At 55.0% G+C, this 25,580-nt stretch carries 23 protein-coding genes; 16 read left to right on the top strand and 7 right to left on the bottom strand.

What is annotated here, in order from left to right:
• Nucleotides 1-678: adenosylhomocysteinase (locus tag NWQ23_RS16635; protein ID WP_306167514.1), on the top strand; the 678-nt coding region annotated here is incomplete at its 5' end.
• A 30-nt stretch (nt 679-708) separates the two neighbouring features.
• Nucleotides 709-1,467 carry an extensin family protein gene (locus NWQ23_RS16630; protein WP_306167513.1) on the top strand — a complete coding sequence of 253 codons (759 nt, stop codon included), beginning with the start codon at nt 709-711 and terminating at the stop codon, nt 1,465-1,467.
• Nucleotides 1,468-1,517: 50 nt separating this feature from the next.
• Here the strand turns inward: NWQ23_RS16630 and NWQ23_RS16625 are convergent, their stop codons facing one another.
• Nucleotides 1,518-2,048: an outer membrane protein gene (locus NWQ23_RS16625; protein ID WP_306167512.1), complete on the bottom strand. Its 531-nt coding sequence runs from the start codon at nt 2,046-2,048 to the stop codon at nt 1,518-1,520.
• 282 nt (nt 2,049-2,330) lie between these two features.
• On the opposite strand from NWQ23_RS16625, the gene NWQ23_RS16620 reads away from it, so the two are divergent.
• Nucleotides 2,331-2,672, top strand: coding sequence for a DUF2853 family protein (locus tag NWQ23_RS16620; RefSeq protein ID WP_306167511.1), 342 nt, complete (start codon nt 2,331-2,333; stop codon nt 2,670-2,672).
• Between the two features lie 259 nt (nt 2,673-2,931).
• On the opposite strand, the gene NWQ23_RS16615 is transcribed toward NWQ23_RS16620, so the two are convergent.
• The 4 genes from NWQ23_RS16615 to tsaD are packed head-to-tail and all read right to left on the bottom strand — an operon-like array spanning nt 2,932 to nt 5,665.
• On the bottom strand, nt 2,932-3,351 hold the full coding sequence (locus NWQ23_RS16615) for an EVE domain-containing protein (protein ID WP_306167510.1): 420 nt from the start codon (nt 3,349-3,351) through the stop codon (nt 2,932-2,934).
• Complete coding sequence (locus tag NWQ23_RS16610; RefSeq protein WP_306167509.1) at nt 3,351-3,623, bottom strand: YciI family protein; 273 nt, start codon at nt 3,621-3,623, stop codon at nt 3,351-3,353. The genes NWQ23_RS16615 and NWQ23_RS16610 overlap by 1 nt, the downstream gene beginning before the upstream one ends.
• On the bottom strand, nt 3,624-4,586 hold the full coding sequence (locus NWQ23_RS16605) for an NAD(P)H-dependent glycerol-3-phosphate dehydrogenase (protein WP_306167508.1): 963 nt from the start codon (nt 4,584-4,586) through the stop codon (nt 3,624-3,626).
• Nucleotides 4,583-5,665, bottom strand: coding sequence for a tRNA (adenosine(37)-N6)-threonylcarbamoyltransferase complex transferase subunit TsaD (gene tsaD, locus NWQ23_RS16600; RefSeq protein WP_306167507.1), 1,083 nt, complete (start codon nt 5,663-5,665; stop codon nt 4,583-4,585). The genes NWQ23_RS16605 and tsaD overlap by 4 nt, the downstream gene beginning before the upstream one ends.
• Before the next feature lie 68 nt (nt 5,666-5,733).
• On the opposite strand from tsaD, the gene NWQ23_RS16595 reads away from it, so the two are divergent.
• The 3 genes from NWQ23_RS16595 (at nt 5,734) to NWQ23_RS16585 (ending at nt 9,169) form a co-directional block, all read left to right on the top strand.
• The gene (locus tag NWQ23_RS16595) at nt 5,734-6,441 is read left to right on the top strand and encodes a uroporphyrinogen-III synthase (RefSeq protein WP_306167506.1); all 708 of its coding nucleotides are present in this window, start codon (nt 5,734-5,736) and stop codon (nt 6,439-6,441) included.
• 95 nt (nt 6,442-6,536) lie between these two features.
• Nucleotides 6,537-7,709 carry a COG4223 family protein gene (locus tag NWQ23_RS16590; RefSeq protein WP_306167505.1) on the top strand — a complete coding sequence of 391 codons (1,173 nt, stop codon included), beginning with the start codon at nt 6,537-6,539 and terminating at the stop codon, nt 7,707-7,709.
• A gap of 11 nt (nt 7,710-7,720) precedes the next feature.
• The gene (locus NWQ23_RS16585) at nt 7,721-9,169 is read left to right on the top strand and encodes a heme biosynthesis protein HemY (RefSeq protein ID WP_306167504.1); all 1,449 of its coding nucleotides are present in this window, start codon (nt 7,721-7,723) and stop codon (nt 9,167-9,169) included.
• A gap of 1,005 nt (nt 9,170-10,174) precedes the next feature.
• Here NWQ23_RS16585 and NWQ23_RS16580 read toward each other — a convergent pair.
• Together NWQ23_RS16580 and NWQ23_RS16575 are read right to left on the bottom strand one after the other, a co-directional pair.
• Nucleotides 10,175-10,891: a CpsD/CapB family tyrosine-protein kinase gene (locus NWQ23_RS16580; protein ID WP_306167503.1), complete on the bottom strand. Its 717-nt coding sequence runs from the start codon at nt 10,889-10,891 to the stop codon at nt 10,175-10,177.
• Nucleotides 10,892-11,097: 206 nt separating this feature from the next.
• Entirely contained in the window at nt 11,098-12,639 is a 1,542-nt protein-coding gene (locus NWQ23_RS16575; protein WP_306167502.1) for a lipopolysaccharide biosynthesis, read from the bottom strand.
• A 641-nt stretch (nt 12,640-13,280) separates the two neighbouring features.
• Here NWQ23_RS16575 and NWQ23_RS16570 point away from each other — a divergent pair.
• The 10 genes from NWQ23_RS16570 to NWQ23_RS16525 form a co-directional block, all read left to right on the top strand.
• The gene (locus NWQ23_RS16570; protein WP_306167501.1) at nt 13,281-14,567 is read left to right on the top strand and encodes a TolC family protein; all 1,287 of its coding nucleotides are present in this window, start codon (nt 13,281-13,283) and stop codon (nt 14,565-14,567) included.
• A 46-nt stretch (nt 14,568-14,613) separates the two neighbouring features.
• Nucleotides 14,614-15,528 (top strand): ExeA family protein, encoded by a 915-nt coding sequence (locus NWQ23_RS16565; RefSeq protein WP_306167500.1) that lies wholly within the window; start codon nt 14,614-14,616, stop codon nt 15,526-15,528.
• 47 nt (nt 15,529-15,575) lie between these two features.
• Nucleotides 15,576-16,553, top strand: coding sequence for a polysaccharide deacetylase family protein (locus NWQ23_RS16560; protein WP_306167499.1), 978 nt, complete (start codon nt 15,576-15,578; stop codon nt 16,551-16,553).
• Nucleotides 16,554-16,680: 127 nt separating this feature from the next.
• The gene (locus NWQ23_RS16555) at nt 16,681-18,255 is read left to right on the top strand and encodes a hypothetical protein (protein WP_306167498.1); all 1,575 of its coding nucleotides are present in this window, start codon (nt 16,681-16,683) and stop codon (nt 18,253-18,255) included.
• A 24-nt stretch (nt 18,256-18,279) separates the two neighbouring features.
• Nucleotides 18,280-19,149 carry a class I SAM-dependent methyltransferase gene (locus tag NWQ23_RS16550; protein ID WP_306167497.1) on the top strand — a complete coding sequence of 290 codons (870 nt, stop codon included), beginning with the start codon at nt 18,280-18,282 and terminating at the stop codon, nt 19,147-19,149.
• Between the two features lie 128 nt (nt 19,150-19,277).
• Nucleotides 19,278-19,955 carry a hypothetical protein gene (locus tag NWQ23_RS16545; RefSeq protein ID WP_306167496.1) on the top strand — a complete coding sequence of 226 codons (678 nt, stop codon included), beginning with the start codon at nt 19,278-19,280 and terminating at the stop codon, nt 19,953-19,955.
• Nucleotides 19,956-20,176: 221 nt separating this feature from the next.
• The gene (gene xrtD, locus NWQ23_RS16540; RefSeq protein WP_306167495.1) at nt 20,177-21,709 is read left to right on the top strand and encodes a VPLPA-CTERM-specific exosortase XrtD; all 1,533 of its coding nucleotides are present in this window, start codon (nt 20,177-20,179) and stop codon (nt 21,707-21,709) included.
• 261 nt (nt 21,710-21,970) lie between these two features.
• Complete coding sequence (locus tag NWQ23_RS16535; RefSeq protein ID WP_306167494.1) at nt 21,971-23,305, top strand: hypothetical protein; 1,335 nt, start codon at nt 21,971-21,973, stop codon at nt 23,303-23,305.
• Entirely contained in the window at nt 23,302-24,276 is a 975-nt protein-coding gene (locus tag NWQ23_RS16530) for a glycosyltransferase (protein ID WP_372340145.1), read from the top strand. Before NWQ23_RS16535 ends, NWQ23_RS16530 begins: the two co-directional genes overlap by 4 nt.
• 954 nt (nt 24,277-25,230) lie before the next feature.
• The coding region (locus tag NWQ23_RS16525) for a hypothetical protein (RefSeq protein WP_306167493.1) at nt 25,231-25,580 on the top strand (350 nt) is incomplete at its 3' end.

Raw genomic sequence — 25,580 nt, 5'->3', positions numbered from 1 at the left:
GCGACCGACACGATGATGGCGGGCAAAGTAGCTGTGGTCTGTGGCTATGGCGACGTGGGCAAAGGCTCTGCCGCGTCCTTGGCCGGTGCCGGTGCGCGGGTTAAAGTAACCGAGGTTGATCCGATCTGCGCATTGCAGGCGGCAATGGACGGGTTCGAGGTCGTTTTGTTGGAGGATGTGCTGGATACCGCAGACATCTTCATTACTACAACCGGTAACCGTGATGTCATCCGGATCGAGCATATGCGCGAGATGAAGGATATGGCGATCGTTGGCAACATCGGCCATTTCGACAACGAAATTCAAGTTGCAGCACTCAAGAACCACAAGTGGACCAACATCAAAGAACAGGTCGACATGATCGAGATGCCTTCTGGCAACCGGTTGATCCTGCTGTCCGAAGGGCGGTTGCTGAACCTTGGTAACGCGACGGGCCACCCCTCATTCGTGATGTCCGCCTCTTTCACCAATCAGGTGCTGGCGCAGATGGAGCTATGGAACAACGGCGGCGAGTATACCGCTGGCGTCTACATCCTGCCCAAACATCTGGATGAAAAGGTTGCCCGCCTGCACTTGAAACGGATCGGCGTCAAACTCACCGAACTGCGCAAGGACCAAGCGGATTATATCGGCGTGACCGTCGAGGGCCCGTTCAAGCCAGAGCATTACCGGTACTAATCGCGCATGCGGCATGCCAAACGTCAGCAAATGGCGCAGGATGCCGCGAAAGCGCAGAGCAAGAAGAAAACACGCAGTTGGGCCCTTATCAGTGGCTTGGCTGCGTTTTTCTTTGCGGGGGTGTTGGCCTACGCAGGGTATCAGGCCCTTGTTCATCCAGACACGCCGCTGCCGCGCGCTTGGAACCCGATGCAGCCTTTGGCTGTCAGTGATCCGGTCACGCCGCTGACTGGTTGGAAGTTGAATCGCGCGGTGGCGTCTTTTGATCAATGCCTTGCGGCGCTGAATGGTTTTGCCGCAGTACAGCCGCAAGAGCCGCTGGAAGACACCGATCAGTGCTTTATCCGTGACCGCGTCGCACTCTCAGGGGTCGGGGATACGCGCCTCGCACCGCTCGAGACCCGTTGCGCTATCGCACTGCGCACGGCGATGTGGGAACGCCACAGCCTGCAACCGGCGGCGGCTGAATTTCTGGGTACTTCGGTCCAAAGCATCCAACACATCGGAAGCTATAATTGCCGCCTGTTGCGGACCAGCGCCGGTCCCTCAACACGGATGAGCACCCATGCTACTGCCGATGCGATAGATATCACGGGATTTGGTTTTGCGGATGGATCGCAGGTGCGGCTTATCGACGATTGGGAAGGGACCGGGCCAAAGGCTGACTTTCTGCGCGCGGCACGGGACGGGGCATGCAAATGGTTCAGCCTGACCTTGTCGCCCGACTATAACCGGCTGCATGCGGATCATTTCCATCTTCAGTCCCGCGGCTGGGGGCTGTGCCGCTGACAAGAATGGCGCGAGGATGACCCCGCGCCCTACTTTTTGCTACATGAGTCCTAGAAGTTGAACGCCACTCGCGCCTTGAAGGTGGTCACGCCAACATCAAGGCCGGTGTCGTTGTAATCGTCAAATTCATGCTGCAGCACTTCTGCACCCACGGTCATGTTTGTGGTCACTGGCAGATCGTAGCCGAAGCCGAACAGATAACCATTGTCATCGCCGAGTTCGGGCGACGTAGCCCAGACAGCACCGGCAGTGCCATAAGCCAGACCGCCGCCAATCTCTGCGCCGATACGCCCTTTGATGCGCGTGGTCGAATCGACTTCGACACTTGCTTCGTCGATGTCATATTCCGTCGTGTCATAGTCGATCTCGGCTCCATAAACGATGTTCCCGCTTTGGATGTTGAGGCCAGCGAAGAGACCGTATGACGGCCCATTGCCGTCGACTCCGGGGCCTGCACCATCGACGTCGATCTGCGATCCACCGATCTGGAAGCCCGCATAGGCCCCAGACCAGTCTTGTGCAAATGTGGCGGCGGGGGCGACTGCGAAGAAAGCGGTGATCGCCAGTGTATTGAGTTTCATCCTGTTGTCCTTGTGGTTGATTGCGTGTCCAAGGATTACGAAAAGGATCAAACGTCAGATCATCACGCCTCAGGCACGTTCACGTGATGGCATGGTCGGGCCGGATCGATCCGGGTTCGCGGACTTGGGGCAGAGGTCAGCGGACAAAACGTGGCTTCACCAGCAAAACGCCGCCTTCTCCGGGATTTTCCCTTTACGATCCTTGTTTTCACCCTTTAACGTGCCGGCTGTGCGGCAAATGGACCGTGTGTGAACGACAACTTGAACAGTGGGGACTTTCTGATGGGAAAAAGAGACGATTTGATTGCGAAATACGCAGACGATCTGAAAAACAAATGTGGCATGACGCCAGACATGGATCTGCTTACAAAGGTTACGATTGGATGCGGTCCAGCGATCTACAACGCTGATGCATCGACAGTTGCAGGCAGCCAGCCGTCTGAAATCGAAACCGTCAAGACCAACTTTCTGATGAAGAAGCTTGGCCTGAAAGACAGCGCCGAGCTTGATACAGCGATCAAATCTGTACTCGAAACCTACGGCCAATCCGAGCGCAACAAGTATCGTGCAGTCGTTTACTACATGCTGACAAAGCATTTCGGCAAAGAAGCCGTCTACGGCTGATCGACCAATCAATTTGTTGCTTGCGCCCGCCATCTGGTGGGCGTTTTGCATTCTGGCACGCAATGTCATTCCAGTTTGAATAAAATGCTTCGTGCTTTTGGTTTGCAGAAATTAGCCATGATCACGTAAAGTAATACGAGGACTAGGATGGTCCGAACCAAAGATTCATATGCGTGTGGTGGCTAGGGAGCACGCGGGGTGAAAGAGGGTTCGGGCAGTGTCCGGGCCCTCTTTCCACACAGATGGCGTGTTATCGTGGCTAGGGCGTTGTTTTGCCCAATGCGCAGATGATCTGCCATTGCTCATCCGTCACGGGTTGCACCGACAGCCGAGAATTGTTGACCAGCACCATATCGGCAAGGCGAGGGTCCGTCTTGATGGTTTCCAGCGTAACGGGTTGCGTAAAGGGCCGCACGGCTTTGATATCGACGCAGTCCCAACGCGGGTCATCGGTCGAGGTATCGGGGTGCGCTTCGGCACAAACCTCGACAATGCCTACGATCTCGAGACCAGTGCGAGAGTGGTAGAAAAAGCCCATATCGCCCAGTTTCATCGCCCGCATATTGTTGCGGGCCTGATAATTGCGCACGCCCTCCCACGGTTCGCCCGCTTCGCCCTTGGCGACCTGTTTGTCCCAGCCCCAAACGTCAGGTTCGGATTTGAACAGCCAATACGCCATCAGCCGATGACTTTCTTCCAGGCGCGCAGCGTCACATCGCCGAACAGCCCTGCTTTGGCATAAGGATCATTGTTGGCCCAGTCTTGGGCAGCGGCCAGATCTGCGACCTCTAGAATGATCAGGGACCCGCACATCTGTTCGTTTTCGTCCAGGATCGGTCCTGCCATTTCGACAACGCCGGTTTCAGCGACATAGGCCAGATGGGCTTCGCGGTTATCCATCCGGGTTTGCAGGGCGCCGGGTTTGTCTTTGGCGATCAGGGCAAAGCGCATTTATTCTTCCTTTAGTGGGCGCGAGAGCAGCGCGTTCAGTGCCGCAGGCACATCGGTTTTTCCGTCTGTCAGGTCTGCGACGACGGTACAGATCGGCATATCAATATTCAGGTCGCGGGCCAATTGGCGCACGGCGCGCGCTGTCGCGACACCCTCGACCGTGGTAGATTGGTCAAAAGTGGTACCTTTTCCAAGCGCCAGCCCGAAGCGATAGTTGCGCGACTGATCTGACGTGCACGTCAGCACCAGATCGCCAAGCCCGGAAAGTCCCGACAAGGTCTCTGGCTGACCGCCAAGTTCGTGCGCCAATCGCTGCATTTCTGGAAAGCCGCGGGTGATCAAGGCCGCGCGCGCGCTTTCGCCAAGCTTCGCACCAATCGCCACACCCGACGCTATGGCCATCACGTTTTTAAGCGCGCCGCCAAGCTCTGCCCCGATCGTGTCTGTAGAGCGGTAAAGCCGCAGGCTTGTCGTGGAAAGAGCGGTTTGCAGGATCGCGCCCGCCGCATCATCGGCGCAGGCCAGCGTCAGGGCAGTGGGTAGACCGCGGGCAATATCGGCCGCAAAGGATGGTCCGGTCAGAATGGCCGCAACCGCGCCCGGGACCAGATCGCGTATCGTGCTGGCGGGGCCGGTCATCCGCGTCAGATCAATCCCCTTGCAGCAGGCGACAAGGTATTTTCCATCAAGCCTGTCGGCATGGGTGGTCAAGAAATCCCGCAGGGTCTGTGCCGGGATTGCCAGAAGGATCACATCGCAGGCAAAAAGCGTCTCTAACGCTGCGGAAAAAGCCATCTTTTCTGGCAATACCACACCGGGCAGCTTGGCGTTCATGCGGGCCGATTGCATCTGTGCCACCGCCTTGGGATCGCGCGCCCAAAGCTGGATATCATTCCCATCCAGCGCCAGAGCCACGCCGAGCGCCGTGCCAAAAGCCCCCCCACCCGCAATCCCGATTTTCATGCCTTCGCCCCCTTCTTGCCAGAGCCTAGCATTGGTGCGGCGCGCTGGTCCAATGGCCAGCGTGGGCGAGCCGACAATGTCAGGTCATCGATCTCGCCATGCGACATTCGTTCAATGCCAGCATAGGCAATCATGGCGGCGTTGTCGGTGCATAGATGAAGGGGTGGGGCAATAAAATCAGTGTCTAATCCAGCACAAAGCGCCATCAGGCCATCCCTGATCACCCCGTTGGCCGCGACGCCGCCCGCAATCGCAAATGACCGTTTCTCTGGGTTCATCGCAAGATACTGCACAAGCGCCCGCCGCGTTTTTTCGATCAGCACATCGGTTACTGCCGCTTGAAAACCAGCGCTCAGGTCGGCCTGATCCTGCCGTGTCAGCCCACCACTTTCTGCAACCACGCCATCGCGTGCACGTAGAATGGCTGTTTTGAGACCAGAGAAAGACATATCGCAGCCGGGCTGGTTAAGCAGAGGTCTGGGCAAGGTAAATCGCGCTGGATCGCCGGACTGCGCGGCCTTTTCAACAGATGGCCCACCGGGTTGCGGTAGGCCAAGCAACCGTGCCGTTTTGTCAAAGGCCTCGCCGGGCGCATCATCAATCGTGCCGCCGATCCGCTGATAGCTGTCATGCGCTTCGACAATCAGGAATTGGCAATGACCGCCAGAAACCAGCAACATCAGGTAAGGATAGGGTGTCTGGTCGGTCAATCGTGGTGTGAGCGCATGACCTGCCAAATGGTTCACCCCAATGAGGGGCAACCCAGTCGCGGCACTTAGCCCTTTGGCGCACATCACGCCGGACAGTACGCCCCCGATCAGGCCCGGTCCGGCCGTGACAGCGATGCCGTCGAGCGCGCTGAGCGAGAGCCCGGCCTTGGCCAAGGCCTCTTCTATGCAGTGATCCAGCTTTTCGGCATGGGCCCGTGCGGCAATCTCGGGCACGACCCCGCCAAATGCGGCGTGCAGCGATGTTTGACCATAGACGACAGAGGAAAGAACTGTGTTCCCGCGCACGACCGCAGCAGCCGTGTCATCACAGCTGCTTTCGATTCCAAGAAGGGTCAGGTGTTCGGCCATGGTCGTTCCGGTTGCTTGTCCGTCAGACGCAGGTAACATTGCGCATGGCCGCAAACAATGGTGCCCTCATGACGCCCACCCTGATCCTGACCCGCCCTGCGGCGCAAAGTGAAAGCTTTGCGGCCGAGATCATGGCGCTCTGGGACAAACCATTGCACATCATTCTGTCGCCGCTTTTGGAAATTGTGCCATTGCAAGCCAAAGTGACGCGGCCACATGCGGTGATCTTTACCTCTGCAAACGGGGTTGCGGCCGCAAAGACCCTGAAACTGCCAAAGGGTCTGACCGCATGGTGTGTAGGTGCAAAAACCGGACGGATGGCGCAGGAGGCGGGATTCGACCCCATTGTGGGGCCAGGCGATGCTGCAGGGCTTGTCAGGGATATTGTTGCGGCCAGACCTTCGGGCGTTCTTGCCCATATTCGCGGCATGTATACGCGCGGCGATGTCGCCGCACATTTGGCCGCAGCAGGAATTCCTTGTATGGAGGTGGTAGCCTATGACCAGCGGGCACTGCCGCTCACCGCGCAGGCCCAAGCATCACTTCGTGGTCAGCAACCTGTGATTTTCCCCCTGTTTTCGCCGCGCACAGCCACCATATTGAACCGGCAGGGGCCATTCTCGGGTCCCGTTGAAGTGATTGCCATGAGTGATGCCGTCAAAGATGTCTTGGATTGTGAGAATTTCTCAAAGGTCTCTGTGGCCGTAAAGCCGGAACGGGATGCCATGATTGCCGAGACACTTGCGGCGTTAAGGCGGCTTGCTGCTGTGGGCTAAGTGTCGGACCATTGCTTGAGGGTCTGGGTTTGGCACGATAGGATAACCAAACATCTGCTCACTTGAGCCGGTGGCGGTGCTGAAAGGGTGAAAACGTGGCAAAACAGCCAGCCAATGGTCGAAAGACGCCAGCAAAGTCGACGAAAGCAACCGGCACAGATGCGGAACGCGCCGAATCGGTCGCCGTTGTCGGGCCTCAGGTAGACCCGATTCCGCCGGAAGTTCATGCCAAAGCAGTGACCGTGCCTGCAGAAACGCCGTCAGTCCCAGTGACCGAGAAACCCAAGCCAACGCCGCCCGCCACACAAAAGGCGGCCCCAGCCCCCGCACAATCAAGTGGTTTCTTGCCACTTGTCTTGGGCGGATTGCTGGCCGGTGTCATGGGATTTGCAGTCGCGACCTTTACAGCACCCGCAGCTGACAACACGCTTGCCGGTCAGCTTGCCGAGCAAGCCGCGGCAATTTCTTCCTTGGAACAGCAGGTGGCTACTTTCCCCAGCACCGATCTGACCGGGATTGTTGCAGATCAGGACGCACTGACCTCTGAAGTGACTGCTTTGCAGGCCGCACTTGCCGATATCTCAGAGCGGCTGGCAGCGCTTGAGGCGCTTCCGCCAGCGCCCGCTGCTTCTTCTGGTGTTGCCGCAGGTGTGGCAGATGAAATGGATGCGCTGCGGGCCCAGATTGCGGAAATGACAGATGCCGCACAGATCGAACTCGAGGAAGCCCGCGCCGCTGCGGATTCGATTGAGGCAAATGCCGCCGCCGCCGCCCGCAGTGCTGCGGCCCGTGCCGCTTTGGCCCGTGTGCAGACGGCGCTGGAAAGCGGCGCGCCGATCGGGGCTGCCTTGGGAGATCTTGAAGAGGCAATCGGGGCAAGTGCGCCTGACGCCCTGCTCGCCGTCCAAGATGGCGTTCCGACGCTGGGCAGTTTGCAAGAACAATTCCCAGATGTCGCGCGCGCCGCCCTTGCCATTGCGCGCAGCGAAGGTGTCTCTGGCGAGGAAACCACCGGATTTGGGGCGTTCTTGCGCAACCAATTCGATGTACGGTCAACCACACCGCGCGAAGGCAATAGCGCCGATGCCGTTCTTTCGCGGGCCGAGGCCGCAATGCGCGGTGGGCGTCTTGCCGATGCCCTGAGCGAGATCAGTGCATTGCCCGAGGTCGCCCGCGCAGAGATGTCGGACTGGCTCGCGCAGGCCGAAGCCCGTGCTGACGCGATCGCGGCGGTCGATATCCTGTCTTCATCCATTTCTGGCAACTAAAGGCGAACCCTATGCTCTGGTCCCTGATAAAAATTCTGGCGTTTGTCGCAGCCATCACGGCCCTGACCTACGGCGGCACACAGTTGATGGAAGTGGACGGCGGTGCGACGGTCGATGTCGCCGGTCAGGAATTCACACTCAGCCCGCTAGAGATGGTTTTTGCCTTGGGTGCCATGGTTCTGGCGGTCTGGCTGGGTCTGAAACTGCTGGCGCTTTGTGTGGCGACCTTCAAGTTTCTCAATGGTGATGAAACCGCCATTTCGCGCTATTTCGACCGTAATCGCGAGCGCAAGGGCTATGAGGCGCTAAGCGAAGGTATGATGGCGCTTGCCTCTGGCGAAGGGCATCTGGCGATGACCAAAGCGGCGCGGGCGGATAAGTATCTTAGGCAACCTCAATTGACGAACCTTTTGACTGCGCAGGCTGCCGAGATGACCGGTGATCGCAAAAAGGCCGAAGAAACCTATAAGAAACTGCTGGCCGACGACAAGACCCGGTTTGTGGGTGTGCGCGGCATCATGAAGCAAAAGCTGTCCGAGGGTGATACCGACACTGCATTGGCTTTGGCTAAAAAGGCTTTTGCTCTCAAGCCAAAGCACGAAGAAACCCAAGATGTCCTGCTGCGTTTACAGGCCGAAAAATCCGACTGGGCAGGCGCACGCAAGACGCTGGGCGCCAAGCTGAAATCCGGTAGTCTGCCGCGTGATGTGCACAAACGGAGGGATGCGGTGCTGGCCTTGTCAGAGGCGCGGGACATCCTGAATGAGGGCAATACGATCGAAGCCCGTGAAGCTGCGATCGAAGCGAACCGCCTGTCGCCAGATCTGATCCCCGCAGCGATCATGGCTGCCCGAGGATACATAAGCGAAGGCAACGCCCGTTATGCGACCCGTGTTCTGACTAAGACATGGAACGCCCAGCCCCATCCGGACATTGCTGCAGCCTTTGCAGAGATTGTGCCGGATGAGACACCGCAGGCACGGCTCAAGCGCTTCAACACGCTGATCAAGTCCACGCAAGACAATCCAGAAACCAAAATGCTGTTAGCCGAACTTCAGATTTCGGCAGAGGATTTCCCGGCAGCCAAGCGGGCGCTGGGCGATCTGGTCACCAAAGACCCGACTGCACGCAGTCTGACACTGATGGCAGCAATCGAACGCGGTCAAGGCGCTGACGATTCCGTCGTGCGTGGTTGGCTGACCCGCGCATTGACAGCGCCACGCGGACCGCAGTGGATCTGCGAGAATTGTCAGCATATTCACCCGACGTGGGGCGCCACATGTAATAATTGCGGGTCCTTTGACACGCTCGCCTGGAAAACGCCACCTGCCAGCGAAGTGGCCATGCCGTCCGGTACCGAGATGCTGCCGCTGATTGTTGGCGCAGCATCAGAGCCAGCTTTGCCAGCTGTAAGTCCAGTTGAAGAAGCTGAAGTGGTCGAGGATGCAAAAAAGACATAAACCCGTGGTCAGATGCACATCGGATTGCGGTGGCTTGAGCGATTTATATCGCGAATAGGACAACCAAAAAATACGGCAAGACGGGCGTTAGTTCTGGTCAGCCACGGGTGACTGTTTTGTCATGGCAGAGCGTGGAGTCAAAAGAGTCCAGATTACAACGCCGATTACGGCAACCAATCCACCCAAGACATAAAACGCCAAGGCGATCCAAATGCCAGCTCCTGCAACAAGTGCCAAAATCGCTGCTGAGGCACCTACGATAATACCAATTATCATATAAGCTATTAGCATTCGTCCCCTCCGCGATTTTCGCTTCCTCGTTCGAAAATCTAACATTATCTTCTGAGAAGAAAGTGTTTCAATTATGACATTCTTCTGTCGAAGTTGACCTCAGTTCGTTAACATAACGTTAAAGTTGTGGCAGAGATCAGGCTGAAAAACATTACAAGACCAACCGCACACATTCAATCCTATTGATGTTATCTAGGTCGCTTTCGTTTCTGTAAATAGTAGGTGCTCTGGAAATCAAACATCGGCGAGAAAGCACACAGCGCATTTTTCTCGCGCACTGCCCCGTGTTGCTGGATGTGAAGTACTGGACGATGAATTGCCATGTTGGCATTCACTTACAACAAGAAACGGTTTGAAAGGTTGCTTTTGCCAGCGCGAACCGGACTGTCCCGGCCGCAAGGAAAAATATATGGAAAACAGTCAATTATGGATCTGAATTCCTTGGAGGGACAGCAAAGATGCATGCGCCCATGCTTTGGAGAATTGTCCTGAGCGGCGTAGTTTTGGGAAGAAGCCGAGAGAGCCCAGGTCCCAAATTTGGGATTTTCTGCCGTCAAATCCATCGGCGTAGATTTGCAGATTCTATAGGCAAGACCTTGCTACGATCGACACCACGGGCTTAGCTATGTGTCAAAGGCAGCACAATTGCGCCTTCTTCCCGGGCCAGCGTCAGCTTCATCGAGGCTCAAAACCGATTCTCGAAACGATCTGACGCTAGTAGTAAGAATCGGAATATTCGTCTTCCCGACTCACATGCCGGCAGTCGTTCAGTACCACGCCCAGCACATTGGTGAGTTCAGCTACTTCACGTTCGCATTGATCAAGCTGGCTCGATTTGGTGTGCTCTGCGCGGGCAACAATCAAGGCACAGTCGACGTTCTTCAAAAAAGCGCGTGTGTCGTCCGCGACAAACATGGGCGGCAAGTCAAAAATCATGATGTCGGGCGCAAAGTTCTCTTGAATCCGGTTCAATGTGTCTGTCGTCCGCCCAGCCATCAAGACCTGAGTCGAATCCGGCACGGCCGCTGTGTTCATTGAAATGGCGACATTCCCGCGCAGACAGATCATCTGGCTCTCGGGAGGCACTTCGCCGGTCAGCATGGCTTTGATGCTGTGTTGCGGTCTGCGACCCAGCTGGTCCGATATGCTGGGTCGGCGTAGATCCATGTCAAACAGAATGGTGCGGTGCTCCCGTTGCCGAGAGAGGCCAACCGCCAGGTTGCAGGCCGTGGTGGTTTTCCCGCAGGCTTTGTTTGGAGATGTGATGGCCAATCGTTTCCAGCCATTCTGCTGCATCAACATGAAGACCTTTGTCCGCAATACATCAAACGGGTTTGATTCAGGTTCTGCATTGAGTGTCAGGATCCGGTTCCTTTGCAGATGATCGGGGTTTGGCTCATAAGGCATCAGCTCTGCCCAGCGCGCATCCACCTGTGTCGAGGCGCTGCCCTGCACAGCACGGCGGCCTTGCGGCGCTGCGGCGCGCGCGGGATCATTCTGGTTAACCTTTGGTGCGACCGAGGGCTTTGCCTGACCGATGGAAGGATGACGCAGCGCATTCTCCCGCGCTTCCCGAGCATCATTGAGGGCTTTTTGTAATTTTTCCATGGTAATTGCTGTGTCCTAGCAGCCGGCGCTTACGTCAGCCGGTCCTTCAATTTTTCAAACAAAAGATCGAGTGGCATAACGTAACTGTCGATCGCCCACATGATTGCGGGAACAGAGGCGATCACGGCAAGAGAGGCAACGACTTGAAGCCCCCGCCGCAGCCGTCTTTGACCGATCGTCTCAATCTGCGGGATGACGGCAAGCGGTACAATCCCCATATTTTTGACGATGTCCGCTTGTCTGCGCACTGTTTGGTTAAGCATTTCAAGCAGTAGAAAGAAGCCGCCCGCCAGTCCGATGCCGATTGCAGTTGCCATCATCACGATAGCAAAGCGGTTTGGGCTGGATGGATCGCTTGGAACAGAGGCGGCCTCCAATACCGTGATCCGCTCGCCCTTGGCAGCGGCAATGATATTCAAGCTGCTTTGTGCTTGGGCAAGTCGACCCACTGTTGCGTCATAGAGGTTCTGGATGTTTTCTTGTTCCCGCTCCAAACCACTCAGGATGATCCCATTGGCCGGGATCTGCGCGATGCTCTCTCTTAGCATCAATAGTTCTGCGTTTGCATCAGCCACTTCTTCCCGCAGCGTCTCGGTACGGCTGTCAATTTCAGCAAGACTGATCTCAAGCGCTGTCCTTTGCGCTGTCGGTGGTGTGGGTTGTGTTTCGGGAGCTTCAAGCGCGGCAGCTTCCATGCGCGACCTGAGCGCTTCCACTTGGGAAACGAGGTTGCGCACGCGCGGGTTTGACGGCGAATAGATGCTGCGCGCTACACTCAGTTCGCTTTCCAGATCGATCAATAGCTGCTCTTCATTGCTTAGGCTCAGTGGGCCCGGCGCCGTCACGCTGCCGGTCGCCTCGAACACACGCAATATATTGGTCCGCTGAGTCGCCAGACTATTAAGTTCCCGTTCCGCCCGGGACACGCGTTCTTGCAGCAAAGACTGACGAGTTTGGTTGTAGTCAAGGTTCTCGGGCAGGGCATCAGCATTCTCGCGCTTGAAATCCGCGATAATACCGCTTTGGATATCAAGCTCGTCCGAATAACGGCGCAGTTCTTGTTCATGAAAGGCCAGTGTATCTTCGGCTTGGCTGATGGTTGCACTGCTGCTCAGTTCGAGTGCAATATCGACATAGCGATTGATGACCTCTGCGGCCTTGACCGGGTTGTCAGCAGTAAAGCCTAGCCGCATCAAATTGGCCTGATCGCGTCCAACCGTCAGTTCAATAACGCTCGCTTCGCGCATCGCTTCGACAACCTCGTCAGGATTCATTGCGCCTTGTTCTGAAAAAACCTGAACCTCATTGGCGATATCAATCAGGTTAGCGCGAGTGAGCAACCTTTGCTGAATAACGCGCAGTTGGTCCGAAGCAGAAGTCGGAGACGCGGATTGCCCGGCGCTTTCTGTAATCTGGGCCGACTCTACCAAGAGCGTCGCAGATGTTGAGTACATTGGAGGCAACCGCTGAGCGATGATCAGTCCGGCGATAGATGCGCTCAGAAAGAGCAGGATCATGACAGGTAAACGTCGAGGCAATAACTTTAAATAAAAACGCAGATCTGAGATCATTGAGGATAGTTCCCGGGGGGCGCAAACACAGCGCTATGGTACAAAGACATATTGAACATTTTGACTATCAGTTATTTCGTCGGATTATGCCAGTTACAAGATGTGTTTGCGACCTTTCCTTTTGCCTAAAAACGCTCTGTTTGCTCGCCGAATGACGTTAATCAAGGCGCACCACCGTATTTTTGGGCCTCTTTTCTCGGACCGGCTGCGATTGCGTCGGTTCTGAAACAGAGTTTGGCTTTCGAAATAGCGGACTTGAGGGTCCCGACCTCGCCGAAGCAGCGGGATTAAGCGTTTGGGATAGAGTTTAATTTTTGGAACCTGCGTGACCTCTCTGCGGCAATATATCCTTGTTTTTTGGCCCTCAGGACGACACCTCATTTGCCACGCGGCCAACCGAACAGGTGTCCTTATCTGTGTTGAGTATTTGCCACAGAAAATTCAAGGCAAATGTAAATCCTTTAAAATCATTGGTTTGTTAATGAAAGTTAACGTATTCTCGAGAAAACAATAAAGAGCAGATCAGTAAGATGGCTAGTTTTTCGAGATTCTCTCGCGGTTCCCGCGTGCTAGGCGCATTTGCGTTTGCGGGTCTAGTGGGGTGCACACAAGAACAAGTGGCAGAGCCGCTTGACGTCAGTTTGTCGGATTCTTTTCATGCGGAAAATCAAGCAGGCGCCGCGTCTCCAATCCCGATCGCCCAGCTTTATGATGATACGGTTGCCGCCCGCCTCGTTGATACCGCATTGATGCAAAACTTACAGTTAAAGCAAGCAAAAGCCCGCATTGACCGGGCTTCTGCCTTTGCCGGAACAACATCGCCGAACATTCGCATTGATGGCCTTCTCCAAGCCACCGAAGCTGCAGAAGACGCTGGCACAGACAGCTCTCGGGCCGAGTTGAATCTGGGGATTGATCTGTTTGGAGGCCGCGCCGCGCGCAAGATGGCAGCACTGGATGAACTCTTGGCTGTTCAGCTTGATGCAGAAGCCTCCCGGCAGCTGATCGTCAGCAATCTTTTGTCTGCCTACATCGACCTAAGGTTCCTTGAGGTGCGGCTTCTGCAGTTGCAGTCCGAGCAAACGATCCGTCAGAGTGGCCTGAATGCCGTTCGTCAACGGCGCGACGTAAATGATGCGACTTTGGTGGAACTGAGGCAGGCAGAGCTTGCTGTCATCGAAACCCGCCAAGCCATTCCGTCAGTGATTTCAGCGATCGATGCGCGGAAGAATCAGATTGCGTCGCTGATTGGTCGCTCGCAGCCACCGGTAGGCTTGCTGGATGAAAGGACCGGGCAGATCCCAAGCCCAGCATTCATGTTTGGCGCAGGTGTGCCCGCAGATCTTTTGCGCAACCGTCCCGAAATTCAAGCTGCAGAGGCGCGGTATCGCAGTGCCTTGAGTGATTTGGATGCCGCCCGTGCCGCCCGTTTCCCGAGCCTCACGCTGAGCGGCACGCTTGGCCTTATCACCACATCCGGCGAGAACTCTGATGTTGCCACAGCGGGTGCAGCGATCAATATTCCGATCTTCAATCAAGGGGCCTTGGCAAATGCGGTTCTGGTCGAAGAGGCTGATGTCCAGATCGCGATGTTGTCATGGCGGCAAGCCGTGTTGAGCGCCATAGAGGAAACAGAAACTGCCCTTTCCGCAGTTCGTGCAGCTCAGGAGACCTTGCGTCATGCGAACCAGGCCGTTCGTTTGAACAACGAAATCGCAGAATTCCAACGCGAACTTCTGACGACAGGCGATCTGACTGTTGGAGACTACGTGCGGACACTTCGTGACTTGTCTGCGGCACAAGCCTCGCAAGCCACGGCCCGACGGGACGTTGCTTTGCAAACAGCGCAACTTCAATTCGCACTTGGATTATTGTGGACAACACCCAGCAACGCTAATTTGATTGACCCTCAAGTCGATACCAACTAGCCGTTTCGCGCGGCAATTGGACAATGACTTTTGTTATCCGTAGGCTGTGTTAAAATCGACGCAGGCAATAAATGTATTCAAGAGCGGTCGAATGAATCTGAACCTTTACACCGAGCATTTCTGCCTGAGCGAACGGCCTTTCTCGCTCTTGCCGGATCCCGATTTCTTGTATTGGACGGATGATCACAGGCGTGCCTATACAATGCTTGAATATGGGGTGGCGACGCGGGCACCAATTACTTTGATTACGGGCGAGGTTGGTGCGGGCAAAACCACGCTGCTGCAATATCTGCTTAAAAACCTGGGTGATTCTGTCACGGTCGGTTTGGTATCCAATCTTCATTCTGGTCGCGGTGATTTGCTGCGCTGGGTGATGATGGCGCTCGATATTCCGGTTGAAAACGATCATGACTACGTCAAACGATTTGAGATTTTTCAACAATTCCTGATTGCCGAATACGCCGCTGGGCGCCACGTTCTGATGATTTTTGATGAAGCACAGAACATGCCGCAAGAATCGTTGGAAGAATTGCGAATGTTCACCAACATCAATGCAAACAAGGACGAATTGCTGCAGCTTTTGTTGATCGGCCAGCCTGAATTGCGTGATATCATCCGAAGACCGGATATGAAGCAGTTCGCACAGCGGATCGCGTCCAGCTTTCACTTGTCGCATATGGACCAGAATACGGTCTATTCCTACATCGTCCACCGGATCGAGAAGGCGGGCGGCAGACAGCATATGTTCAGCCGCGAGGCATCTGATCTTGTTCACGAAATCACTGGAGGCATCCCGCGGCTTGTAAACCAGCTGTGCGATATTGCCATGCTTTATGGATCCATCAGCAAGCGCGAAATCGTAGGTGTGGAACACGTGAAGGCTGTTTTGAAAGATGGTGCCTATTTCAGCCCGAAAACCGAAGACGAACCAGAGTCCGATCGCGAGCGTTCGGCGTCATAATATGGTGCTTTGGCAGGCTTTGCGATGACTCTCATGGGGGAACAGGCATGAAAGCCGCGACCAAAGCGTTTGCGATGCGCGCGCTGACGAACGGTCCTGCCTATGGTCTCATGCGTGCCTATGCGTTGAAAAGCCAGCCCACGACGATCTTGTGCTACCACACGTTGCGCCCTGACAATCAGCCGCTGGATGCCTGGGTCGCCTTGCGCGAAAGCGACTTTCTCGCGCAGGTCCAGATGCTGCGCAGGTACTACGATATCGTTTCGTTGGACGACGGGCTTGCCCCCGCCCCCAAGGGCCGCCGCCCTCGCGCAGTGCTGACCTTTGATGACGGGGAGGTTGGACTTTTCGATCATCTCTTGCCAATCGTCAAAGCTATGGATCTTCCCGTGACCGTCTATGTGGCAACCGCGCATATCGAAACGCAGACGTCCTTTTGGTTCGACCGCGTCATGAACGCACTTCAGCGGGCCGGTCAGACGCAGGTCATCCTCGAAGGGTTCGGCAAGTGGGACATTGGGCCTGAGCGCGGCAAGAATCGGTGGGCCGGGATTGGCGCGGTTCTAGAGGCCATCAAGACTGCACCGACAGAGCAACGTGACGCGCTTGCAGACGATGTCGTTGCGCAAGCCGGATCAGAGACGGGTGGATTTACGCCGCTACAGCCTATGCGGTTGGCCCAACTCCAAGAAATGGCATCTGATCCGCGCATCACGATCGGCGCGCATAGCCATGGGCATGAATTGCTTGATCAGCTTTCGATCGCCGAAGCGACGTTGAGTATTGAGCGCTCTCGCGACCTTCTCAAGGCTTGGACAGGACACGAAATCTGCCACTTTGCATATCCAAATGGCAACTACACGCCACAACTCATGGAAGCTCTAGAAAAGGTGGGTTTTATTTCGGCCACAATTCTGGAGGATAGATTGGTCCAAGAGGGTGCGCCGGCCCTTGCGATCCCGCGCATTGGTGTTGGGCGCTATGATACCCTTGACCGGCTCAAGCTTCGGCTGGTTGGCATTTAGACTCTATGTGGTGTGTGCTTTTTGCATAGATTGCAGCAACGTGCTTGCCGTAAACCTTTCGGGACATCGGGCAGGTCGCTACAACTGCGGGCATTGTCATAAACAGTAATTAAAGAGTGATCCGAAAATGAGCCAAACGAGTGAAAAAGTCATCTGGCGCTTGCTGGTGCTGAGTTTCGTTCTCGCCACTTTGTACAGGCTCTATCCGATCATATCGGGCACCTCCGTCTTGAGAGAGGCTTTCATGACGGAAGACGGCTATCTGATGCTGACGATCGCGCGCAATATGGCGATCGGGTTGGGCATGTCCGTTTCTGATGGGACGATTGCCTCGAATGGCGTGCAGCCTTTGGCGACCTTCATCTTTTCAGTCCCCTTTCTTCTGTCGGGCGGTGACAAGGTTCTGGGCATTGCCGGCGTCCAGTTCATTTCCGCTATGATCGCAGTGATCGGTATCTTCACGGTACACAGGTTTTTCCGTCTGATCCTTGCGACACAAGATGACCGTCCGATCTGGCCGTGGTTGTTAACGGCAATCTGGTTCGCCAGCCCGATCATGCTGATGCATACAATGAACGGACTGGAGACTGGTCTCTATTCTGTCATGCTAACGGTCACGCTTGTCGTCTTCGGCAAGGTGCTGATGCAGCAAGACCCGCGCAACATGCGCCTTCCTTTGCTCCTGGGTGTCGTCGGGGGCATCACCTTTCTGGCGCGCAATGATGCCGTCTTCTTGCTATTCTCGATCTTTGGGGTCTGGTTTATCCATGAGGTTTTTGTTGCGCGGCGTGGGCTTGCTTCTGCGCTGCGGCTGATCATCCCGTCTGGTCTGTTGATTGTCCTGATTTCGGCGCCTTGGATGATTAACAACTACGTCAACTTTGGATCGATCGTGCCGGTGAGCGGCACAGCGCAGTCGTTGAGCGGCGGATTTGCGCGGAATGCTGATATATTGCCCGCCATCCTGTTTGAATATGCTTTCTTGATGTTTCCGGTCCCTGCGGCCTTTCAAGGCATGCCCGTTTTTCAGTGGAGCGCGGTTGCGGTTGTCACAACAATTCTAGTGGCTTTCATGGTCCAGACTTGGCGTAGGGGTGGCAGCATCCGTTATGTGGTGGCCGCCTATATGACCTATGCTGTCGTGATGGCGGCATACTACGGGTTCTATTTCGGGGCGGGCTGGTTCCTTAGTCGGTATCTATCGCCACTTGCACCGCTTTTGACCGTGGCAACATTCTCGGTGGCACTCGGACTTGCGCAGCTCCTCGTGAAATCGCGAGCGGCGCAAGTCATGCGCGGATTGGGCCTCGTGAGCTTGCTGCTTTGTTTCGTCTTGTTGGGCAGGTTCCTTGTTCCCGGAGTGAAAGAGCAGGGCCATTTTCAGGTGGTTGATTGGGTAAACCAGAATGTTCCCGAAGAGACATGGGTCGGTGCAGTGCAGACTGGGACCTTGGGCTATTGGCATGACAAGACGATTAATCTGGATGGAAAAGTAAACCCGGCAGCCCTGAATGCCCTGCTGACCGAGGGCCATTTCCTGAACTATGTTGTCGATAGCCCGATCGTATATCTTGCCGATTGGGCGGGTATAGCGTCTTGGGTCACAGATGAAATGGCGGACAGAAATGCCCGTTTTGTAGAAGAGTTCGAGCTTGTTCTGCATGAGCCAGAGAACAATCTTACTGTTCTCAAGCGTCGGTAAGCATGTGATTTAAGGTGAAAATGAATGAGTCTTGATGCAGCCCGACAGTATCTCTTGGGTGACGGTTCCGACGCATTGATCGCCTTTATGGCGGCGCAAAGTGTGGATTTGGCACAAACCGGCGACACTTCATTGCCAAAGGCGAGGGCCGTAGAGCTTGGCTGGCTCGACCCGGTGACCGAACAGCGAACAGCGACGGGAATCTTCGTCAGCGACTCATGCCGCGAGTATCTGTTTTGGCAGAAACGCGATAGAAAGTTACCGTTTGAGAACACGCTTGCGCATTTGGGGCGCGCTGTCTTCAAGGACAAGCATGTGTGCGAGATCGGGGCCGGCATGGGCGCCAACCTGATGTCTTTGGCCACAACCAACACTAAGCTTTGCGGTGTCGAGCCGGTCGATGCCTATATCGTCTTGGGCGATATTTTCCGCGAACGCGAGGGCCTTGAACCCATCGAGATAAGGATAGGCGGGGCTGAAGCCTTGCCGTTCGAAGCCGATGAGGTCGATCTCATTCTTTTGGTGTCGGCGCATCAGTATTTTGACATACACCTTGCGCTGAAAGAGATCGCGCGCGTGCTCAGGCCCGGCGGTGAGCTTATTCTGATTGGCGGGACATTGTGGCCCTATTTCACGCAAATAGGCCGGCAAGTGATTGCAGGCAAAAGCTCTCCAAAGGACTTTCTGATCACGGTGACAAATACGCTTAGCTATATGGCGTTTGGGCGTCGTATCATCCCCAGCCGAAGCGGGTTTTCGACCGCCCGTCCGGTTTACCCGACGCGCGCAGCGATGAAGCGCTGGATGCGTGCGGCTGGATTTGAACAGGTGGTCGAGCCCGATTCAATCGAGGACGAGACCTGCTTTTTCGTCAAACAATCCGGCATTGAGTGACTAGGCGAAATCATGAAAGCGAATCGGCGAATCTTGCCGACAGGCTGATGTTTAATTGTTTTCAGTTGACAATATAATGCGCAGGCCAGACCTAGATTGTGTTGGAATAGAACAAGATTGGTGGAGTTATGATCGTGACGGGTATGCATATTTCCTTTCAAGAAAAACTGGTATCGGCCGTTATTCTTTGTGCATTGTCGGCCTGTGGTACCAGCACCCCGGATGAACGGACGGTCAGCGATCAGCCCATTGCCAACCTTTCGACGTCCTCTGCAGCCTCTTTGTTTGTCAGAGTTGCAGACGGGGAGGTATTGTCTGCTCCTGAGGTCCAGACTTGGGATGATGCGCTTTCGCCGATTGCCACGACTTTATTCGCCAATCGACCAGTTACGCCTTGGTCCAGTGTGCCGGATGCTGGTTCCGCAGACTATGAGTATGTTGGCGGGGTTGAGCTTGTGCCTAACGGCGATGACAGTAACCGTATCTTTGGGACAATGAGTGCAACCACGAATTTTAGTACGACAGCCATCACGGGGACTGCGCAGAATTTCTTTTCGGGTACGGAGGCCCTGCAGGCGGGGCAATTAAATTTTTCCGGGACTTTTTTCCGTGACAATGATCTTGCCAATGAATTCGGCATAAGTGGAGCTTTTACAGGCACTCTTGATGGCCCGATCATTGATGGACCAGTCAATATCAACGTCGCCGGAGACTTTGCCGACTCTGCGACTGTCATCTACGGCGGTGGGACGGGGACGGCAGGAGCCGGAGACGCTACCGCATCATTCGTATTGACGCGGGACTAATACCTCACATTTGCGCAACTGCATGCTGTCAGAGGTACTTGGCTGTTGCGCGCAATTCCAACACACTGAGGGAATGATCATTTCAGGCCCCTAGGCGCGACCGCGCTCTTTTGGTAGGGCATGGTTTTTAGCGGTCATCACAGTGTGGATCGGATTTTGTGCTTTTAACAAGTAACCCAGCGAAACAAGCGTCAGAAGCGAGATCATTCCTTAATTGGGGCATGTTCTGGTTTCTGCTGGCTGTCGTGTCAGCGGGGATATTTTTCGCGGATGGCATCGCTGCGTTACTGCGCGCCTGGTCTTTGCCGGAATATAGTCATGGTCCGCTGATCCCCGTCCTGTCGGGGCTCTTGTTTCTGCGACAGCTCAAGCAATACCCACCACAGCCCGGTGTGATCAACGACCGGTGGGTCGGGGTTGTCGTGATTGTCATTGCCTTGGCATTTGGCGCTTTGGGCCGGCTTGCAAACATTCCTGATCTTGTCGCCTATGGTCTTATCATCTGGGTTGGCGGTTTGCTTTTGGTTGGTTTTGGCTGGCGGACTGGACGCCATTTCTGGCCACCTGTCTTGCATCTTGTCTATATGCTGCCCCTGCCAGACACCTTTTACTATAAGATGTCGACGACACTTCAGTTGATCTCTTCCGAGTTGGGGGTTTGGCTTTTGGGCCTTTTTTCCGTCCCGGTCTTTCTGGATGGCAACATCATCGACCTGGGCGTGCTCAAACTGCATGTGGCAGAGGCCTGTTCCGGCCTGCGCTATCTTTTTCCCATCCTGAGCTTTTCATACATTTTTGCGGTACTTTACAAAGGGCCTCTTTGGCACAAGGCGGTGCTGCTGTTGTCAGCGGCACCGATCACGGTCTTCATGAATTCGGTCAGAATCGCTGTGGCTGGGGTGCTGGCGCAATACTTCGGCGTTGATTGGCTGGAAGGCTTTACGCATTTCTTTGAAGGTTGGGTTATCTTTGTCGCCTGCATTCTCATCCTGTTTGGCTTGGCTTGGTCGATGTTGCGGCTGCAAAGGTCAAATATGCGCCTCGCCGATGCGCTTGATCTGAATACCGATGGCTTGGTCCTGCAGGCCAAGCGTGTAGGGCTGGTCCAGCCATCGCGCGCTTTGATTGGTGCGGTTATTGTCTCGTTCGCGGTCATTGCCGTCTTTCAAATCGCGCCAGAGCGGGACAGAACTGCGCCGGTCCGCGAGCGTTTTGCTGCTTTGGAGCCCGATATCGGAAACTGGAAGAGAAGCGCTCATATGCCATTTGATCGGGTAACCGAAATCACATTGGCAGCGGATGACTATCACAATGTCGAACTGACAAACGGGAGCGGACAACCTTCTGTTGGGTTGTTTATGGCATGGTATGCCGATCAAAGCTCTGGCGGAGTGCATAGCCCCGAGATCTGTTTGCCGGGTGCCGGTTGGGAGATCGCCTGGCTGGATCGCACGAACATCGCTTCGCAGATCAACTCAGCGACGGATTTCCATATTAATCGTGCCATCATCCAGAAAGGTGAGACCCGGATGATGGTGTTTTACTGGTTTGAAGAGAAAGGCCGCAAAATTGCCTGGGATTTTGCTGCAAAGATGTGGCTGATCTACGACGGTGTGCGCACTGGCCGGACGGATGGTGGGATCGTGCGGCTGACGACTTTGATCGCGCGAGATGAAACCGATGCGCAGGCCGAGGCACGGCTGATGGATGTTTTGGTCACACTTCAGGATGATGTGCCACGCTTTATACCCTAGATTTGATCCCATAGCGGGGCAGTCCATACCTGCCTCACGAACCTGAACCTGACTTCCCGAAAATGGATTTTTCATGCAGACTAGAGCAAAACTCGGCCAGCGTAGCAAAGGACCTTCATGGTAGTCGGAAACACGGTACTCTTCGGGTCTCCTTTGGTGATTGCGATACTGTTTGCGATACTGGACGCGCCCAAAGCGATCATTGCGTCATTGCTGTTCGGCTATCTGCTTTTGCCTGAAACGCTGTACTTTGATCTGCCATTGCTGCCGACACTGAACAAACACACCATCCCAGCGATGGTATGCTTGTTGTTTGTCTTGTTGTCCGGCGCGAAGAACAACGCAAAAGTATTGCCGGGTTGGTTGCCCAAGGCAAACTTGCCACGCGTTTTGATTTTTGTCCTCTTGTTCAGCACTTTTCTGACGGTCATGACAAACCCGGACCCCCTCGTTTATGGTCCGGTCTTTTTGCAAGGGCTGCGCCCTTATGACGGATTTTCGATTATCCTTGGTCTGCTGGTGAGTCTGATCCCGTTCTTTCTGGCGCGCAAATATCTCGCCTACCCTGAACAGCAAAGAATGCTGCTCGTTGGTTTTGTGATCGCAGGGTTTCTGTACTCTTTTCTGGCCCTTTTCGAAGTGCGCATGTCGCCACAGCTCAACAGTATGATCTATGGATTCTTTCCCCATAGTTTCGAGCAACATATCCGGAGCGGTGGGTTCAGGCCGCTTGTGTTTTTGGCTCACGGGCTGTGGTTGGCGATTTTCTTTGCAGTCACTATCTTGGGCGCTTTCAGCCTGTCACGCACGGTCGGTGGAAACGAACGGATAAAATACCTTGCCGTCGGTTTTTGGTTGTTGCTGACCCTTTCATTGTCGAACTCCTTGGGAGCTCTGGTTATCGCAGTGATCCTGTTGCCGGTGGTGCTATTCTTCGGCACCAGAACGCAGCTCATTCTCTGTGCTATATTTGCGGTAATCATCTTGCTGTATCCCGCCATCAGGGGCGCTGGCTTGGTACCTGTGGACGCCATACTCACTTGGGCAGAGGGCGTAAGTCCTGATCGCGCCCACTCATTGAATTTCCGTCTTGCGAACGAGGATTTGCTACTTTCCAGAGCGCAGGAGCGCCCGATCTTTGGTTGGGGCGGATTTGGACGCAGTATGGTATTCAACGAGTATGGCTACGAACTGACGATCACCGATGGTTACTGGATCATTGTGGTTGGGCAAGGGGGATGGGTGCGCTATCTTGCCGAATTTGGTTTGCTTTGCATGCCGGCGGTCGTTGCAGCTTTCGCTTTCCGGAAAAGCCAGTTTGGGTTCGAGACCACGGGCTTGATGCTGATGCTGGTCGCGAATTTGATCGACCTGCTTCCGAATGCAACGATAACACCGCTGACGTGGCTTCTGGTCGGGGCGATTTGGGGCCGCATTGAACTGGGTCGTGTTTCTGATGTCGAAGACGCAAACTTGATCCAGCCCAAGACACGCGTGCGACCGGCCTATACGCGATTTGGTGGGCCCGTCGCAGGCAACACGCTTCCCGACGGCAAACCTGCCAGAGAACGCTATGCGAGGCAGCATACCACATGATGCAGAATACCACATCCGCGACGGTCGGAGCTGTCATCATCGGGCGAAATGAAGGGTCGCGGCTGATCGAAGGTTTGAAGGCTGCCGCAGGTCAGGTTGATCACATGGTCTATGTGGACAGCGGCTCTACAGATGGGTCACCGCAGGAGGCGCGCAAGACAGGTGCCGAAGTGATTGCCTTGGATATGTCACAGCCATTCACTGCAGCGCGCGCGCGCAATACCGGAATGGCGCATCTGCTGCAGATCCAGCCGGACGTGGTCTATGTGCAGTTCATCGATGGTGATTGCGAATTGCAGCCAAGCTGGGTGCAGAGCGCCAAATCATTCTTGGAGGCGCATCCGGAGGTCGCTGTGGTCTGCGGTCGCCGGCGTGAACGTTTCCCGCAGGCGTCTGTTTATAACAGCCTGATTGATCAGGAATGGGACACGCCAGTCGGCGAGACCGGGGCTTGTGGTGGGGATGCGCTCATGAGGGTGGCCGCATTTAACGAGGTGGGTGGCTACAACCCCGATATGATAGCCGGAGAAGAGCCGGAGCTCTGTGTGCGTTTGCGTGCGTCTGGGTGGAAGGTTTGGCGCCTTGATGAAGAGATGACCCTGCACGACGCAGCACTTTTGAAATTTCGGCAATGGTGGACCCGCAACAAACGCGCAGGCCATGCTTTTGCCGAGGGGATGTCGATGCACGGGCACAGACCGGAGCGCCATGGAGTGCGCGAGACCCGGTCTGCGCTAGTCTGGGGGCTCGCGCTCCCTTTGGTTGCTACTCTGGGGGTGTTTTTTTCCCCTTGGTCTTTGTTGTTGCTTCTGGCTTGGCCTTTGCAGGTCATCCGATTGGGCATGCGGGACCGTGACTGGCAGCGCGCTTTGTTTTTGACGCTCGGCAAATTGCCAGAAGCGCAGGGTATGCTCAGTTATTTCTGGCACAAGATACGGCGCAGGCGTGCCGGGTTGATTGAATACAAGTAACTCCTCGTGTGTCCTTTTCTTTGCGAGAAAGTGTCCAAGTACTTCGGGCAAAGATGGCCTGTCGCCAGAATTTGATGCACCGACTTGCCGCCTTGAAGACCGCCGAATCTGTATGGTTTTTTGTAGCTTCAGAGTGGATAATCGACGCGAAAATCGAAGACCTCTCACGACCACGATCTAATCAGGATTGAGTAACTCATGACGCATAAAGCCATAGGTTGTTTAAATGGCAGAAATTCGCATGCTTGCGAGCGGAATCTTGCCACACCCCACAACTCTGCAGATCAAGGAAAAGCTCATTTTGTTGCTTGTAAATCAATAAGTTACAGCTTAACTCTAAGATTTGCGCGCCATTTCGCCGACACATTCCAGCCATACCTATTGCATGCTTGTTAACCCCAATGGTCTTAGTTCCAATAAGAACACACTCCTGATGACGCACAAAAAAGATGAAATGAAGATGCACAGTTCCATTTATCGTCCAATCATACAGACATCGCCGGACTTAAAAATGTGCTGTGAATGCAATCCTTTGCGAAGATATCTCCGGCCATCTTTTCCTAACCGACGAAGCCACTGACCAGCCCAACTCGCCACTTTCTTGAACTCTCACTCATCCGCCACTTGGAAAAAACATAAGGCTCACCCAAGATGTTCTTTCGTGACAGAAATCCCGGAGGCACCGCTGCCCGGACCAGTATGGACCAGTTCGCGCCAAACTTTCGCTCCGCAGAAGAGCGCAAGTTTGATCGGTCTACTTCGACTCTCCCCACTGTAGAGGTTGATAAGGGTTCAAGTGTCGATGCAGAAGCTGCGAAAGCAGCCGAAGCGGCGCTGATTGCTGCAAATGCAGATGAGTTCCAGTTTGCGGATTCGCAATTGTCTTCTTCTCCGATTTCGGAAGATGGCAAGAGTGTGGATCAGTCTGCCCCTTCTGCGCGTTCAGATGATCAAATGACGCAATCGCGTCCCTCTGGGGCGGACACTGACGGGCTTGCGATGGACGACCAAGGCCAGCAGCCGTCAACTGATCCCGAGGAGAGCAGCGAAGGGCCCTATGGGTCGGATAGTGCAGCATCAACGCAGCGTACAAGCAGCTCTGACAGTATGACTGCTACGCCGACCGGCGGCGACCTTGAGAGTGTCAGCCTCGCGGCTTCCGGTGCTGCGCCTGTGTCATATCGGATTCATGAACGTGGATCCTTTGATCTAGGTTGGGCCGGACCAAACAGGGATGCCTCTGCCTCCAACCCAGGCGGCACAGGAAACGATAAGGGCGACACCGGCGGCGATACCGGCGGCCA

It is taken from the genome of Yoonia sp. (assembly GCF_030731595.1).
Lineage (GTDB): Bacteria > Pseudomonadota > Alphaproteobacteria > Rhodobacterales > Rhodobacteraceae > Yoonia.
This window is presented reverse-complemented; position numbering and strand designations above follow the sequence as displayed.

Bases quoted from the DNA above. Each gene is read 5' to 3' on its own strand.
- NWQ23_RS16630 (WP_306167513.1), top strand. From the start codon at position 709: ATGGCGCAGGATGCCGCGAAAGCGCAGAGCAAGAAGAAAACACGCAGT.
- NWQ23_RS16625 (WP_306167512.1), bottom strand. From the start codon at position 2,048: ATGAAACTCAATACACTGGCGATCACCGCTTTCTTCGCAGTCGCCCCC.
- NWQ23_RS16620 (WP_306167511.1), top strand. From the start codon at position 2,331: ATGGGAAAAAGAGACGATTTGATTGCGAAATACGCAGACGATCTGAAA.
- NWQ23_RS16615 (WP_306167510.1), bottom strand. From the start codon at position 3,351: ATGGCGTATTGGCTGTTCAAATCCGAACCTGACGTTTGGGGCTGGGAC.
- NWQ23_RS16610 (WP_306167509.1), bottom strand. From the start codon at position 3,623: ATGCGCTTTGCCCTGATCGCCAAAGACAAACCCGGCGCCCTGCAAACC.
- NWQ23_RS16605 (WP_306167508.1), bottom strand. From the start codon at position 4,586: ATGAAAATCGGGATTGCGGGTGGGGGGGCTTTTGGCACGGCGCTCGGC.
- tsaD (WP_306167507.1), bottom strand. From the start codon at position 5,665: ATGGCCGAACACCTGACCCTTCTTGGAATCGAAAGCAGCTGTGATGAC.
- NWQ23_RS16595 (WP_306167506.1), top strand. From the start codon at position 5,734: ATGACGCCCACCCTGATCCTGACCCGCCCTGCGGCGCAAAGTGAAAGC.
- NWQ23_RS16585 (WP_306167504.1), top strand. From the start codon at position 7,721: ATGCTCTGGTCCCTGATAAAAATTCTGGCGTTTGTCGCAGCCATCACG.
- NWQ23_RS16575 (WP_306167502.1), bottom strand. From the start codon at position 12,639: ATGATCTCAGATCTGCGTTTTTATTTAAAGTTATTGCCTCGACGTTTA.
- NWQ23_RS16560 (WP_306167499.1), top strand. From the start codon at position 15,576: ATGAAAGCCGCGACCAAAGCGTTTGCGATGCGCGCGCTGACGAACGGT.
- NWQ23_RS16555 (WP_306167498.1), top strand. From the start codon at position 16,681: ATGAGCCAAACGAGTGAAAAAGTCATCTGGCGCTTGCTGGTGCTGAGT.
- NWQ23_RS16550 (WP_306167497.1), top strand. From the start codon at position 18,280: ATGAGTCTTGATGCAGCCCGACAGTATCTCTTGGGTGACGGTTCCGAC.
- NWQ23_RS16545 (WP_306167496.1), top strand. From the start codon at position 19,278: ATGATCGTGACGGGTATGCATATTTCCTTTCAAGAAAAACTGGTATCG.
- xrtD (WP_306167495.1), top strand. From the start codon at position 20,177: ATGTTCTGGTTTCTGCTGGCTGTCGTGTCAGCGGGGATATTTTTCGCG.
- NWQ23_RS16530 (WP_372340145.1), top strand. From the start codon at position 23,302: ATGATGCAGAATACCACATCCGCGACGGTCGGAGCTGTCATCATCGGG.